This window comes from Pseudomonas sp. AL 58 (assembly GCF_036348395.1).
GTDB lineage: Bacteria > Pseudomonadota > Gammaproteobacteria > Pseudomonadales > Pseudomonadaceae > Aquipseudomonas > Aquipseudomonas defluvii.
Genome location: NZ_JAZBQR010000002.1, coordinates 416,867 through 431,302 on the forward strand (window position 1 = coordinate 416,867; position 14,436 = coordinate 431,302).

Genomic DNA, 14,436 nt, shown 5'->3' on the forward strand with positions numbered 1-14,436 from the left:
AGGCTTCCCCCCGAAATGATGGACATCAACGAGATTCGCGAATACCTGCCTCACCGTTACCCGTTCCTGTTGGTGGACCGGGTAGTGGACTTGGACGTAGAGGCTCAGCGCATTCGTGCCTACAAGAATGTCAGCATCAACGAGCCTTTCTTCAATGGTCACTTCCCGGCGCACCCGATCATGCCGGGCGTATTGATCATCGAGGCCATGGCCCAGGCAGCCGGTATCCTCGGCTTCAAGATGCTCGACGTCAAACCTGCGGACGGCACCCTGTATTACTTCGTGGGCTCCGACAAGCTGCGCTTCCGTCAGCCAGTTCTGCCGGGCGATCAGCTGATTCTTGAAGCCAAGTTCATCAGTTGCAAGCGCCAGATCTGGAAGTTCGATTGCCAGGCTTCGGTGGACGGCAAGCCTGTCTGCTCGGCTGAGATCATCTGCGCGGAACGTAAACTATGAGTTTGATTGACCCTCGGGCAATCATCGACCCTTCGGCCAAGCTGGCCGAAGGCGTTGAGGTCGGCCCCTGGTCGATTATCGGCGCAAATGTCGAGATCGGGGAGGGGACCGTTGTCGGTCCGCATGTGATTATCAAGGGGCCAACCCGTATTGGTCGGCATAATCGCATCTATCAGTTTTCCTCTGTTGGCGAAGACACCCCTGATCTGAAATACAAGGGTGAACCTACCCGTCTGGTCATTGGCGATCACAATGTGATTCGCGAGGGTGTGACGATCCATCGTGGTACCGTACAAGACCGTTCGGAGACCACCCTGGGTGATCACAACCTGATCATGGCCTATGCTCACATCGGTCACGACAGCGTAATTGGCAACCATTGCATTCTGGTTAACAACACTGCATTGGCCGGCCATGTGCATGTCGATGATTGGGCGATACTCTCCGGCTTCACGCTGGTTCACCAGTTCTGCCATATCGGTGCTCACAGCTTCTCCGGTATGGGTACGGCAATTGGCAAGGATGTACCGGCTTTCGTGACGGTGTTTGGTAACCCTGCTGAAGCACGCAGCATGAACTTCGAGGGCATGCGCCGTCGTGGCTTCAGTGACGACGCCATCCATGCGCTACGCCGCGCTTACAAGGTGGTCTATCGCCAAGGACTGACGGTCGAGCAGGCTATCGTCGAGCTCACCGAGTCGGCCAGTCAATTCCCTGAAGTCGACCTGTTCCTCACGTCGATCAAGAACTCCACTCGCGGCATCACCCGCTGACCATGGCGCAGCTTTGTGTAGCGCTGGTGGCAGGTGAGGCCAGTGGCGATATCCTGGGTGCGGGCCTGATGCGCGCATTGAAGACCCGTCACCCGGATATCCGCTTCATCGGCGTAGGCGGCCCATTGATGCAGGCCGAGGGCCTGGATTCGTATTTCCCGATGGAACGCTTGGCTGTCATGGGCCTGGTTGAGGTGCTTGGGCGTCTGCGCGAACTGCTCAAGCGGCGCAAGGCGCTGATCCAGACACTGATCGCCGAAAAGCCCGATGTGTTCATCGGTATCGATGCCCCGGACTTTACGCTCAATATCGAACTGAAGCTGCGCCAGGTCGGAATCAAGACGGTGCATTACGTCAGCCCGTCCGTTTGGGCCTGGCGTCAGAAGCGTGTGTTGAAGATTCGCGAAGGTTGCGACCTTATGCTCACCCTGTTGCCCTTCGAGGCGAAGTTCTACGAAGAGCAGGGCGTGCCGGTGCGTTTCGTCGGTCATCCGTTGGCCGATACTATCGATCTTGAGTGCGACCGCAGTGCTGCTCGCGCTCAGTTGGGGTTACCGGATGGGCCGCTGGTGGCCTTGATGCCGGGTAGCCGTGGTGGTGAGGTGGGCCGTCTGGGCGCGTTGTTCCTGGATGCCGCGCAACGCCTGAGGGAGCGTGTCCCGGATGTGCGCTTCGTCTCCCCTTGCGCCAACGCGCTGCGTCGTGAACAGCTCGAGCAAATGCTGGTTGGTCGTGATCTGCCGGTAACCCTGCTCGACGGTCAGTCGCATCAGGCCTTGGCGGCCTGTGATGCCGTGTTGATTGCTTCCGGTACCGCCACCCTTGAAGCGCTACTGTTCAAGCGGCCAATGGTGGTTGCCTATCGCCTGGCGCCGTTGACCTACTGGATTCTCAAGCGTCTGGTGAAAAGCCCGTACGTCTCGCTGCCTAACTTGCTGGCCCAGCGCCTGTTGGTGCCGGAACTGTTGCAGGATGCAGCGACGCCCGAGGCGCTGGCAGAGACGTTGCTGCCGTTGCTTGCCGATGGCCGTGGACAGACCGACAGCTTTGATCAGATTCACCGTACGCTGCGCCGTGACGCCTCCAATCAGGCGGCTGAAGCGGTGCTGGCCTTGCTGGAAAAACGATAAATGCAAATGGGACTGGACTTCAATCTGGTCGAGGACCTTGTCGCCGGTGTTGACGAGGTCGGTCGTGGGCCTCTGTGTGGCGCGGTGGTCACCGCTGCGGTGATCCTGGACCCGAAGCGGCCGATTCTTGGCCTGAATGACTCGAAAAAACTCACCGAAGCTCGTCGTGAAAAGCTCTTCGACGAAATCTGTGAAAAGGCGCTCAGCTTTTGCATTGCCCGGGCCGAGGTCGAAGAAATTGATCAACTGAACATCCTGCATGCCACCATGTTGGCCATGCAGCGTGCGGTAGAGGGGTTGCATATCACCCCGAAACTGGCGTTGATCGACGGTAACCGCTGCCCCAAGCTCGATGTACCGGCGGCGCCGGTGGTCAAGGGTGATAGCCAGGTGCCTGCAATTGCGGCGGCCTCGATCCTGGCCAAGGTCACGCGCGACCGCGAGATGGCAGCCTTCGAGAAAGTCTACCCCGGCTACGGCATTGGCGGGCATAAGGGCTACCCGACACCCGTGCATCTTGAAGCACTGGCCCGGCTGGGCCCGACCCCCATTCATCGGCGCTCATTCGCGCCGGTGCGTGCCGCCTTCGAGGCCCGCGAGATACAGGCTGGCGGTTTCCCGGATATCTGACCGCTTGACCATTCATTTTTGGCCAGTGTTCTGCACTGGCTGATGTTTCGCTCAAGGCCCGGTACAATCCGGGCCTTGTTGTTTTGCGCTGCTATAGGATCATCATGTCGGCTTCCTTCGTTCATCTTCGCCTGCACACCGAATACTCGCTGGTCGATGGCCTGGTGCGCATCAAGCCGCTGGTCAAGGCGTTGGCCGGGATGAACATGCCGGCAGTCGCGGTCACTGACCAGAGCAACATGTGTTCGCTGGTCAAGTTCTACAAGGCAGCCATGGGCGCGGGCGTCAAGCCGATCTGTGGCGCCGACCTGTGGCTGGCAAGCGCGGACCCGGATGCGCCTCTGGCACGCATCTGCTTTCTGGCGATGGATGCCCAGGGTTATCGCAACCTCACCGAGTTGATTTCCCGCGGTTGGATGGACGGGCAGCGCAATGGTCTGGTTATCATCGAGCGTGACTGGATTGCCCAGGCCAGCGAAGGTCTGATTGCCCTCTCTGCGGCCCGCGAAGGCGATATCGGCATGGCATTGCTCGCGGGTAATCCCGACGAGGCAGAACGCCTGCTGCGTGACTGGATGGCAATGTTCCCGGAGCGCTTCTATGTGGAAGTGCAACGCACTAACCGCACGGGTGACGAAGAATACCTGCACGCTGCGGTGGCCCTGGCTGACAAGCTCGGCGCGCCGCTGGTGGCGACCAACGATGTACGGTTCATCAAACAGTCGGACTTCGATGCGCATGAAACGCGCGTCTGCATCGGCGAAGGTCGGGCGCTGGATGACCCGCGCCGCTCGCGTAACTACAGCGATCAGCAATACCTGAAAAGCCCGGCGGAAATGGCCGAGCTGTTCAGTGATCTGCCTGAGGCGCTGGAGAACACGGTTGAGATTGCCAAGCGTTGCAACATCCAGGTGCAGCTGGGTAAATACTTCCTGCCGGACTTCCCGACGCCCAATGGCATGTCCATCGACGACTACCTGCGTCATGTATCACATGAGGGCCTGGAAGAGCGTCTGGCGGTGTTGTGGCCCAAAGAGACCACGCCCGACTATGAGACGAAGCGCCAGACCTACCTGGACCGGCTGAAGTTCGAACTCGACATCATCATCCAGATGGGGTTCCCGGGTTACTTCCTGATCGTTATGGACTTCATCAAGTGGGCCAAGAACAACGGCGTGCCGGTAGGCCCAGGCCGTGGGTCGGGTGCGGGCTCACTGGTGGCTTACGTTCTGAAGATCACCGACCTCGATCCGCTGGCTTACGACTTGCTGTTTGAGCGGTTCCTCAACCCTGAACGGATCTCCATGCCCGACTTCGACGTCGACTTCTGCATGGACGGTCGTGACCGGGTGATTGACTATGTGGCCGAAGCCTATGGGCGCAATGCGGTAAGCCAGATCATTACCTTTGGCACCATGGCGGCAAAGGCGGTAGTGCGAGACGTGGCGCGGGTGCAGGGCAAGTCTTACGGCCTTGCCGACCGGTTGTCGAAGATGATCCCGTTCGAAGTCGGCATGACCCTGGAAAAGGCCTACGAGCAGGAGGAGATGCTGCGCGACTTCCTCAAGAGCGATGAGGAAGCCCAGGAGATCTGGGACATGGCCCTGAAGCTTGAAGGGGTTACGCGCGGCACGGGCAAGCACGCCGGTGGTGTGGTGATCGCCCCGACCAAGCTGACCGACTTCTCGCCGATTGCCTGTGACGAAGAGGGCGGCGGCCTGGTAACCCAGTTCGACAAGGACGATGTCGAGGCGGCGGGCCTGGTGAAGTTCGACTTCCTCGGCTTGCGTACCCTGACCATCATCAAATGGGCGATGGAGACGATCAACCGTGAGCAGGCCAAGAACGGCCTGGACGATCTGAACATCGATTTCATCCCGCTTGACGACAGAAAGACCTTCGAACTGCTGCAAAAAGCCGAAACGACGGCAGTGTTCCAGCTTGAATCGCGGGGTATGAAAGAGCTGATCAAAAAGCTCAAGCCCGACTGCCTGGAAGACCTCATTGCACTGGTTGCGCTGTTCCGTCCCGGCCCGCTGCAGTCGGGCATGGTGGACGACTTCATCAACCGTAAGCACGGCCGCGCCGAGCTGGCCTATCCGCACCCGGACTACCAGTACGAAGGCCTGAAGCCGGTACTGGCGCCTACCTACGGCATCATCCTGTATCAGGAACAGGTGATGCAGATCGCTCAGGTCATGGCGGGTTACACCTTGGGTGGCGCGGACATGCTCCGTCGGGCCATGGGCAAGAAAAAGCCCGAGGAGATGGCCAAGCAGCGCGGCGGTTTCATCGAAGGGTGTGCGAACAACAATATCGATGCTGAACTTGCCGGTAACATCTTTGACCTGGTAGAGAAGTTCGCCGGTTACGGCTTCAACAAATCTCACTCGGCAGCCTATGGCCTGGTGTCGTACCAGACCGCCTGGCTCAAGACCCACTACCCGGCACCGTTCATGGCGGCGGTGCTCTCGGCGGATATGCACAACACCGACAAGGTGGTCACGCTGATCGAGGAAGTGCGCAGCATGAAGCTGCGTCTGGACGCCCCGGACGTTAACACTTCGGACTTCAAGTTCACGGTCAACGACGACGGTCGGATTGTCTACGGCCTGGGCGCGATCAAGGGTGTTGGTGAAGGGCCGGTAGAAGCCATTGTCGAGGCTCGCGGCGACGGTCCGTTCAAGGATCTGTTCGATTTCTGCGAGCGCGTGGACCTCAAGCGCATCAACAAGCGCACCCTCGATGCATTGGTTCGTAGCGGTGCGCTGGATCGCCTGGGGCCTTATTTTCACGACGAGCTCAAAGCCTACCAGGCCAACATCGACCGCAACCGTGCGGTACTGCTGGCGGCCATGGAGGAGGCAATCAAGTCCGCGGAGCAGACTGCGCGCACCCATGACAGCGGCCACGCCGATCTGTTTGGGGGGCTGTTCGTCGAGGAAGACGCCGACGTTTATGCCAATCACCGCAAGGCCCGAGAACTTACCCTCAAGGAGCGCCTGCGGGGCGAGAAAGATACCCTTGGCCTCTATCTGACCGGGCACCCGATCGATGAGTATGAAGGTGAGATTCGTCGTTTTGCGCGCCAGCGGATCATTGATCTGAAGCCTGCCCGTGACACCCAGACCGTCGCGGGCATGATCATCGCCCTGCGGGTGATGAAGAACAAGAAAGGCGACAAGATGGGCTTTGTGACCCTTGACGACCGTTCCGGACGGATCGAGGCGTCCTTGTTCGCCGATGCATTCCATTCTGCTCAGGCATTGTTGCAGACCGACGCAATGGTCGTGGTTGAAGGGGAGGTCAGTAACGATGACTTCTCCGGCGGCTTGCGCCTGCGGGTCAAACGCGTCATGAGCATGGAAGATGCGCGTACCAACCTGGCCGAAAGCCTGCGCCTGAAGGTGCGTAGTGACGCGCTCAAAGGTGATCGGTTGACCTGGTTGGGTGAGCTGTTCAAGCGTCATCGTGGCGCCTGCCCGATCACATTGGAGTACACCGGAACCGATGCCAAGGCCTTGCTGCAGTTCGGCGAGGGCTGGCGTATCGATCCGGCCGATGGCTTGATCCAGGCACTGCGTGACCAGTTCGGACGTGAGAACGTCTTTTTGCAATATCGATGAATTTTTAATCTCGACCTGAATGCGCCCGATCCCTTAAGGTAGGGCGCCAAACGGATCAACCGGCCGGCCGCCTGGCCGTCGACCCAAGACGGAAGCCTATGAACCCGAATTTTCTGGATTTCGAACAGCCGATTGCTGACCTGCAAGCCAAGATCGAAGAGCTGCGCCTGGTTGGTAACGACAACTCGCTGAACATTGGCGAAGAAATTTCGCGCCTGCAGGACAAGAGCAGCGCCCTGACTGCCAGCATCTTCAACAATCTGACCAGTTGGCAGATTGCACGAATGGCTCGTCATCCGCGCCGTCCTTACACCCTGGACTACATCGAGCACATCTTCACCGAGTTCGACGAACTGCACGGTGACCGTCACTTCTCCGACGATGCCGCCATTGTTGGTGGTGTCGCTCGCCTGGACGGTCGGCCAGTCATGGTCATCGGTCATCAGAAAGGCCGCGAAGTGCGCGAGAAAGTTCGCCGCAACTTCGGTATGCCGCGCCCTGAAGGCTACCGCAAGGCGTGCCGCCTGATGGAAATGGCCGAGCGGTTCAAGATGCCGATCCTCACCTTCATCGACACGCCAGGTGCTTACCCGGGTATCGACGCTGAAGAGCGCAACCAAAGCGAAGCCATTGCCTGGAACCTGCGCGTCATGGCACGTCTTAAAACCCCGATCATCGCCACCGTTATCGGTGAAGGTGGTTCCGGTGGTGCGTTGGCCATTGGTGTCTGCGACCAACTGAACATGTTGCAATACTCCACCTATTCGGTGATCTCGCCAGAAGGCTGCGCGTCGATTCTCTGGAAAACCTCCGAGAAGGCCGCTGATGCTGCCGAGGCCATGGGCATTACCGCCGAGCGCCTGAAAGGCCTGGGTATTGTCGACAAGGTCATTGCCGAGCCACTGGGTGGTGCTCACCGTGATCCAGCGGCGGCGGCGGCTTCGATCCGTGGCGAGTTGCTTGAGCAACTGGACATGCTGAAGAAGTTCGATAACGACGCGCTGCTCAAGCGTCGTTACGATCGTCTGATGAGCTACGGGCTCTGATCTGAAGGCATCGGTGCCCCGCTTGCAGGTATGCCAGGCTTCTTTCAGGGGCTGGCATGCCGGTGAACGCGTGCAGAACGCTCGCTGACGAGGTGCCCCGATGACTGATCTCCCTACCAGGCTGCTTGCCAGCCTGGCACCCTGGCGCAACGCACCGTCCTGGTGTGTTGCGCTATCCGGTGGGCTGGACTCCAGTGTCCTGCTTCATCTGCTGGCGCTGTTGTCCCGCCAGCATGCCTTGCCCCCTCTACGTGCCATCCACATCCATCACGGCCTTCAGGCCGCTGCTGACGCGTGGCCGCAGCTTTGCCAGCAACGCTGCGACGCGCTTGGTATTGAGCTTCAGGTCATTCATGTCACGGTAGCGCCGGGTGCGAGCCTGGAGCAGGGCGCAAGGGATGCACGCTACCGGGCGTTTGCTGAAGCATTGCGCCCTGCTGAGGTGTTGTTGACGGCTCAACACCGTGAGGATCAGGCTGAAACCGTACTGTTTCGGTTGCTGCGTGGCGCTGGTGTGCGAGGGTTGGCGGCGATGCCGGTGCAGCGCCCATTGGGTGCGGGGCGCTTGGTGCGTCCACTTTTGGCGGTTGGGCGCGAAGAACTGGAGCGTTATGCGGCGCAGCAGGGGCTGGAGTGGATCGACGATCCCTCCAACACCGATTGTCGCTTCTCACGTAATTACTTGCGCCATGACGTGTTTCCGGTGTTGACCCGGCGCTGGCCTCAGGCGGCACAAAGCCTTGCACGCAGCGCTGCTCACCTCGAGGAAGCCCGCGTATTGCTTGAGGAACTGGCGCAGCAGGATCTGCTACAGGCCCGAACGGCTAGTGGTTTTGAATGGCTGGCATTGCCTTCGTTGGATTTGCCGACACTCCGGGCGCTTTCCCCGGCGCGCCAGCGCAACGCGTTGCAGTCCTGGCTGGCTGAGTACACTCGTTTACCCGACAGCCGGCACTGGGCTGGGTGGGAGAGCGTGCGGGATGCGGCCGACGGCAGTCGTGCCCTTTGGCGTCTCACCGATGGTGAGTTGCACCGTTGCGGCGATCGGATCTGGTGGTTGGCAGGTGACTGGCTTAAACCGCAGCCACCGACTCAGCCCTGGCGTGATCCTGGTCTACCACTGGCGTTGATCGATAACGGCTGTGTCCGTATAAGTGGTGGAGTGCCGCAGGGCTTAGTGCAGATTCGCTATCGTCAGGGCGGTGAAATGCTTCAGGTGCCAGGCCGAGGCCAGCGCGATCTCAAGCGTTTGCTCAACGAGCAGCATTTGCCGCTGTTCGTGCGCGCTCGGCTACCCTTACTGTTCGAGGGTGAGCGTCTGTTGGCAGTAGCGAACCTGCCTTCGCTGGCGCAGGACCAGTGGCAATTGCACTGGTCAGCACCGACGAACGCGCAAGGTTTGAGATGAAGGGCAGTTTCGGGTAGACTACGCTCCCTTCTTGATACAGCTTCTGTGACTTCATCGAAATCACGGGAGTTGCCGATTACCAAGCAGTTTTTTGCTGGGCGATTCTAAAAATGTTTAGCGAGCTCCTTACCGGGTTTTTTACCCCCGGTCTGTCCAGACGCGGCAGTTTTTTAAGATGCACTGTGATTGACGCAGGTGATCGGGGGCTTCGGCCTTCCTTCGCTTTCCCCGGCGGCGCAGACCGCTTTAACGCAGACTTCTAGGGTTTTTCATGACGCGCTACATATTCGTCACGGGCGGTGTTGTTTCTTCATTGGGGAAAGGCATTGCCTCGGCTTCATTGGCGGCCATCCTGGAGGCGCGGGGGCTCAAGGTCACCATGCTCAAGCTGGACCCGTACATCAACGTCGACCCGGGCACCATGAGCCCGTTCCAGCACGGTGAGGTGTTCGTCACCCACGACGGCGCCGAGACCGACCTGGACCTGGGCCACTATGAGCGGTTCATCCGCACGACCATGACCCAGAACAACAACTTCACCACCGGGCGTGTCTACGAGCACGTGCTGCGCAAGGAGCGCCGTGGTGATTATCTGGGCGCGACCATCCAGGTCATTCCGCACATCACCGACGAGATCAAGCGTCGCATCATCAAGGGCGCCGGCGATGCCGACGTGGCCCTGGTGGAAATCGGCGGTACTGTGGGTGACATTGAGTCGCAACCGTTCCTCGAAGCGATCCGTCAGCTGCGTGTTGAAGTAGGCTCCAAGCGCGCCATGCTGATGCACCTGACGCTGGTTCCGTACATTGCCACTGCCGGTGAGACCAAAACCAAGCCGACTCAGCATTCGGTCAAGGAGCTGCGCTCCATTGGTCTGCAGCCAGACGTACTGATTTGCCGCTCCGACCACCCGGTCGATGTGTCTTCTCGTCGCAAGATTGCCCTGTTCACCAACGTTGAAGAGCGTGCGGTGATCTCCCTGGAAGACGTCGACACCATCTACAAGATCCCGGCCGTACTGCACGCCCAGGGTCTGGATGATTTCGTCGTCGAGCGTTTCGGCCTGCAATGCAACGGTGCCGACCTGTCCGAGTGGGAAAAGGTTGTCGACGCCAAGCTCAACCCCGAGCATGAAGTCACCATCGCCATGGTCGGTAAGTACATGGAGCTGCTGGACGCGTACAAGTCGCTGATCGAAGCGATGAGCCACGCCGGCATCCAGAACCGCACCAAGGTCAACCTGCGCTACATCGACTCCGAAGACATCGAGAACCAGGGCACAGGCCTGCTCGAAGGTGCTGACGCCATCCTGGTACCCGGTGGTTTCGGTTTGCGCGGTGTCGAAGGCAAGATCACTGCCGTTCAGTACGCCCGTGAGAACAAGGTGCCTTACCTGGGCATCTGCCTGGGCATGCAGGTTGCCGTGATCGAATTCGCGCGTAACGTCATGGGCTGGAAAGACGCCAACTCCACCGAGTTCGATCGCAACAGCGGTCACCCGGTTGTCGGTTTGATCACCGAGTGGGCTGACGCTACCGGGGCCGTCGAAACCCGTACCGAAACTTCCGACCTGGGCGGCACCATGCGCCTTGGCGCTCAAGAGTGCCAGTTGGAGGGCGGTTCCAAGGTTCATGACTGCTATGGCAAGGACGTCATTGTCGAGCGTCATCGCCACCGCTATGAAGTGAACAACAACCTGTTGCCGCAGTTGATCGAAGCTGGCCTGAAAGTGTCCGGTCGTTCCGGCGACGGCGCACTGGTTGAAGTTGTCGAGGCCAAGGATCATCCATGGTTCGTCGCTTGCCAGTTCCACCCGGAGTTCACCTCCACGCCACGTGATGGCCACCCACTGTTCAGTGGTTTCGTGAAGGCGGCACTGGCACAACGGAACAAAGGCTGATCCATGACCCAGAAGATCATTCGCGTCGGTAACATCGAGATCGCCAACGACAAGCCAATGGTGCTGTTCGGCGGTATGAACGTGCTGGAAAGTCGTGACCTGGCACTCAAGGTCTGCGAAGAGTACGTGCGGGTGACCGAGAAGCTCGGTATCCCTTACGTGTTCAAGGCCAGCTTCGACAAGGCCAACCGTTCTTCGATCAATTCGTATCGTGGGCCGGGCCTGGAAGAGGGCATGCGGATTTTCGAGGACGTGAAGAAAGCGTTCGGCGTGCCCGTTATCACTGACGTGCATGAGCCGGACCAGGCTGCCACGGTGGCCAAGGTCTGCGACATCATCCAGTTGCCGGCCTTTCTGTCGCGTCAGACCGATCTGGTCGTGGCCATGGCCAAGACCGGCGCTGTGATCAATATCAAGAAAGCCCAGTTCCTCGCACCGCAGGAGATGAAGCACATCCTGACCAAGTGCGAGGAGGCCGGTAACGATCAGTTGATCCTCTGCGAGCGTGGTTCCAGCTTCGGCTATAACAACCTGGTGGTGGACATGCTGGGCTTCGGTATCATGAAGCAGTTTGAATACCCGGTGTTCTTCGACGTCACCCACGCCCTGCAAATGCCGGGCGGCCGCGCCGATTCGGCCGGTGGTCGTCGTGCTCAGGTCACCGACCTCGCCAAGGCTGGCATCAGCCAAGGCCTGGCAGGTCTGTTCCTGGAGGCCCATCCGGATCCGGACAATGCCAAGTGCGATGGTCCATGCGCCCTGCGCCTGGACAAACTGGAGCCATTCCTGGCCCAGCTTAAGCAACTGGATGATCTGGTTAAGAGTTTTCCGACGGTAGAAACCGCGTAATCCTCATTTCTCCGGTAAAGTACCGCACGCTCAACCCCTGACCAACCGGTCAGGGTTCTCTCCCCGCCAGGCTTGCCTTGCCTGTTTTTCCTTGTCTGGCGGCGGGCAAAGATTTTTCTCAGCTGCGTTGTTTTCGTCAATTTTGGAGTGCTTACAACAATGGCAAAGATCGTCGACATCAAAGGTCGTGAAGTTCTCGATTCGCGTGGTAACCCCACCGTCGAAGCGGACGTACTGCTCGACAACGGCATCATCGGCAGTGCCTGTGCGCCGTCCGGTGCTTCCACTGGCTCGCGTGAAGCGCTCGAGCTGCGTGATGGCGACAAGAGCCGTTACATGGGCAAGGGCGTGCTGAAAGCCGTTGCCAACATCAATGGCCCGATCCGCGACCTGCTGCTGGGCAAAGACCCAAGCGACCAGAAAGCCCTCGACCACGCGATGATCGAGCTGGACGGTACCGAGAACAAGGCCAAGCTGGGCGCCAACGCCATCCTGGCTGTCTCCCTGGCTGCCGCCAAGGCCGCTGCTCAGGACCAGGATCTGCCGCTGTACGCGCACATCGCCAACCTGAACGGTACCCCAGGCCAGTACTCCATGCCTGTGCCAATGATGAACATCATCAACGGTGGCGAGCACGCGGATAACAACGTCGACATCCAGGAGTTCATGGTTCAGCCGGTTGGCGCCAAGACCTTCTCCGACGCACTGCGCATGGGCACCGAGATCTTCCACCACCTCAAAGCCGTGCTGAAGGCCCGTGGCCTGAACACTGCGGTAGGTGACGAAGGCGGTTTCGCACCAAACCTGGCGTCCAACGAAGATGCACTGTCGGCTATCGCCGAAGCTGTGGCCAATGCAGGCTACAAACTGGGCACCGACGTGACCCTGGCACTGGACTGCGCTTCCAGCGAATTCTTCGAAGACGGCAAGTACAACCTCTCGGGTGAAGGCAAGTCGTTCGACGCCAACGGTTTCGCCGACTACCTGAAAGGCCTGACCGAGCGCTTCCCGATCATCTCCATCGAAGACGGCATGGACGAGTCCGACTGGGCTGGCTGGAAAGCCCTGACCGACAAGATTGGTGAGAAGGTACAACTGGTCGGTGACGATCTGTTCGTTACCAACACCAAGATCCTGAAGGAAGGCATCGACAAGAAGATCGCCAACTCCATCCTGATCAAGTTCAACCAGATCGGCACGCTGACCGAGACCCTGGAAGCCATCCAGATGGCCAAGGCTGCAGGCTACACCGCCGTGATTTCGCACCGCTCCGGTGAAACTGAAGACTCGACCATTGCCGACCTGGCTGTGGGTACTGCTGCGGGTCAGATCAAGACCGGTTCGCTGTGCCGTTCCGATCGCGTCTCCAAGTACAACCAACTGCTGCGTATCGAAGAGCAACTGGGCGCCAAAGCGGTATACCGCGGCCGTGCCGAGTTTCGTGGCTAAGCAAGAAATGGTAAAAAGACAGCAGTGTGCCGCCGATCGGTCATACTGATCGACAGCAACATGCTTGTTGCAGGCAATTGCCCACAAAGCCTGGCTTCGGCCAGGCTTCGTGCCATCAGCAACCTGCATTAAGCAGCGGTCTTTTCCACTGGATACCTCGATGCGCAGTCCCTATTGGTTGTTCCTCGTTCTGCTCTTGTTGCTTGCCGGCCTGCAGTATCGTCTGTGGGTGGGTAATGGCAGCCTGGCGCAGGTCACTGAGCTCAAGCAGCAGATCGCTGATCAGCACGCCGAGAATGAACGGTTGCTGGAGCGTAATCGCGTGCTCGATGCTGAAGTGCTGGAGTTGAAAAAAGGTATGGAGACCGTCGAAGAACGGGCGCGCCACGAACTGGGTATGGTCAAAGAGGGCGAAACCCTCTACCAGTTACCGCAATGAGCCAGTCCCTGCCTGCCTTCTGGGCAGTGATACCTGCTGCGGGCGTTGGTGCCCGAATGGCAGCCGATCGCCCCAAGCAGTACTTGCAGTTGGGCGGCCGGACAATCCTCGAGCATAGCCTCGACTGTTTTCTAGACCACCCCTGCCTCAAGGGCGTGGTTGTCAGCCTCGCCGCTGACGATCCTTATTGGCCAGGTCTTCGCTGCGCCGTTGATGCTCGTATCCAGCGTGCAGCCGGTGGTCGTGAGCGGGCCGACTCGGTGCTCAATGCGTTGCTGTTGTTGCATGCTCAGGGGGCTGACGACGCCGACTGGGTGCTGGTGCATGACGCTGCGCGACCGAACCTGGCACGTACCGACCTGGATCGGCTACTGGCCGAACTTGCCGATGATCCTGTGGGTGGATTGCTGGCCGTACCTGCGCGAGACACGCTTAAGCGTGCAGATGCTCAGGGCCGGGTGGCCGCAACCATCGACCGCAGTACGGTCTGGCAGGCCTATACACCGCAGATGTTTCGCCTGGGTGCCCTGCACCGTGCGCTGGCCGACAGCCTGGTCGCGGATGTGGCGATCACTGATGAAGCCTCTGCTATCGAGTGGTCGGGGCAGGCGCCGCGACTGATCGAAGGACGTAGTGACAATATCAAGGTCACTCGCCCAGAAGACCTTGAGTGGCTGCGTCAGCGCTGGGCGCTGCGCGGCTGACTGCCAACCGCCAGCCAGGCTGGCTT

At 59.5% G+C, this 14,436-nt stretch carries 12 protein-coding genes; all 12 read left to right on the plus strand.

The genetic code is table 11. From position 1 onward, the window contains the following. Positions 1-15 precede the first annotated feature (15 nt). Positions 16-456 carry a 3-hydroxyacyl-ACP dehydratase FabZ gene (fabZ, locus tag UIA24_RS02320; protein WP_099773725.1) on the plus strand — a complete coding sequence of 147 codons (441 nt, stop codon included), beginning with the start codon at positions 16-18 and terminating at the stop codon, positions 454-456. Beyond that, a complete protein-coding gene (gene lpxA / locus UIA24_RS02325; RefSeq protein ID WP_099773726.1) occupies positions 453-1,229 on the plus strand; it encodes an acyl-ACP--UDP-N-acetylglucosamine O-acyltransferase in 777 nt (258 codons plus the stop codon). The genes fabZ and lpxA overlap by 4 nt, the downstream gene beginning before the upstream one ends. A 2-nt stretch (positions 1,230-1,231) precedes the next feature. Next, positions 1,232-2,359 carry a lipid-A-disaccharide synthase gene (lpxB, locus tag UIA24_RS02330; RefSeq protein ID WP_330522086.1) on the plus strand — a complete coding sequence of 376 codons (1,128 nt, stop codon included), beginning with the start codon at positions 1,232-1,234 and terminating at the stop codon, positions 2,357-2,359. After that, positions 2,360-2,989 (plus strand): ribonuclease HII, encoded by a 630-nt coding sequence (gene rnhB / locus UIA24_RS02335; protein ID WP_099773728.1) that lies wholly within the window; start codon positions 2,360-2,362, stop codon positions 2,987-2,989. A 104-nt stretch (positions 2,990-3,093) separates the two neighbouring features. Continuing rightward, on the plus strand, positions 3,094-6,615 hold the full coding sequence (gene dnaE, locus UIA24_RS02340) for a DNA polymerase III subunit alpha (protein ID WP_330522087.1): 3,522 nt from the start codon (positions 3,094-3,096) through the stop codon (positions 6,613-6,615). Positions 6,616-6,713: 98 nt separating this feature from the next. Beyond that, entirely contained in the window at positions 6,714-7,661 is a 948-nt protein-coding gene (accA, locus tag UIA24_RS02345) for an acetyl-CoA carboxylase carboxyl transferase subunit alpha (RefSeq protein WP_099773730.1), read from the plus strand. Between the two features lie 100 nt (positions 7,662-7,761). Beyond that, a complete protein-coding gene (gene tilS / locus UIA24_RS02350; RefSeq protein WP_330522088.1) occupies positions 7,762-9,069 on the plus strand; it encodes a tRNA lysidine(34) synthetase TilS in 1,308 nt (435 codons plus the stop codon). 271 nt (positions 9,070-9,340) lie between these two features. Next, positions 9,341-10,969, plus strand: coding sequence for a CTP synthase (locus tag UIA24_RS02355; RefSeq protein ID WP_099773732.1), 1,629 nt, complete (start codon positions 9,341-9,343; stop codon positions 10,967-10,969). A 3-nt stretch (positions 10,970-10,972) separates the two neighbouring features. After that, positions 10,973-11,818 (plus strand): 3-deoxy-8-phosphooctulonate synthase, encoded by an 846-nt coding sequence (gene kdsA / locus UIA24_RS02360; protein WP_099773733.1) that lies wholly within the window; start codon positions 10,973-10,975, stop codon positions 11,816-11,818. Positions 11,819-11,977: 159 nt separating this feature from the next. Further along, positions 11,978-13,267 carry a phosphopyruvate hydratase gene (gene eno / locus UIA24_RS02365; protein WP_099773734.1) on the plus strand — a complete coding sequence of 430 codons (1,290 nt, stop codon included), beginning with the start codon at positions 11,978-11,980 and terminating at the stop codon, positions 13,265-13,267. 160 nt (positions 13,268-13,427) lie between these two features. Next, complete coding sequence (gene ftsB, locus UIA24_RS02370) at positions 13,428-13,706, plus strand: cell division protein FtsB (RefSeq protein WP_099773735.1); 279 nt, start codon at positions 13,428-13,430, stop codon at positions 13,704-13,706. Then, positions 13,703-14,410 (plus strand): 2-C-methyl-D-erythritol 4-phosphate cytidylyltransferase, encoded by a 708-nt coding sequence (gene ispD / locus UIA24_RS02375; RefSeq protein ID WP_099773736.1) that lies wholly within the window; start codon positions 13,703-13,705, stop codon positions 14,408-14,410. Before ftsB ends, ispD begins: the two co-directional genes overlap by 4 nt. The last annotated feature ends 26 nt before the right edge of the window (positions 14,411-14,436 follow it).

Coding starts and splice junctions, on each gene's coding strand:
- UIA24_RS02355 (WP_099773732.1), top strand. CDS start 9,341: ATGACGCGCTACATATTCGTCACGGGCGGTGTTGTTTCTTCATTGGGG.
- ispD (WP_099773736.1), top strand. CDS start 13,703: ATGAGCCAGTCCCTGCCTGCCTTCTGGGCAGTGATACCTGCTGCGGGC.
- tilS (WP_330522088.1), top strand. CDS start 7,762: ATGACTGATCTCCCTACCAGGCTGCTTGCCAGCCTGGCACCCTGGCGC.
- rnhB (WP_099773728.1), top strand. CDS start 2,360: ATGCAAATGGGACTGGACTTCAATCTGGTCGAGGACCTTGTCGCCGGT.
- eno (WP_099773734.1), top strand. CDS start 11,978: ATGGCAAAGATCGTCGACATCAAAGGTCGTGAAGTTCTCGATTCGCGT.
- dnaE (WP_330522087.1), top strand. CDS start 3,094: ATGTCGGCTTCCTTCGTTCATCTTCGCCTGCACACCGAATACTCGCTG.
- lpxB (WP_330522086.1), top strand. CDS start 1,232: ATGGCGCAGCTTTGTGTAGCGCTGGTGGCAGGTGAGGCCAGTGGCGAT.
- accA (WP_099773730.1), top strand. CDS start 6,714: ATGAACCCGAATTTTCTGGATTTCGAACAGCCGATTGCTGACCTGCAA.
- lpxA (WP_099773726.1), top strand. CDS start 453: ATGAGTTTGATTGACCCTCGGGCAATCATCGACCCTTCGGCCAAGCTG.
- ftsB (WP_099773735.1), top strand. CDS start 13,428: ATGCGCAGTCCCTATTGGTTGTTCCTCGTTCTGCTCTTGTTGCTTGCC.
- fabZ (WP_099773725.1), top strand. CDS start 16: ATGATGGACATCAACGAGATTCGCGAATACCTGCCTCACCGTTACCCG.
- kdsA (WP_099773733.1), top strand. CDS start 10,973: ATGACCCAGAAGATCATTCGCGTCGGTAACATCGAGATCGCCAACGAC.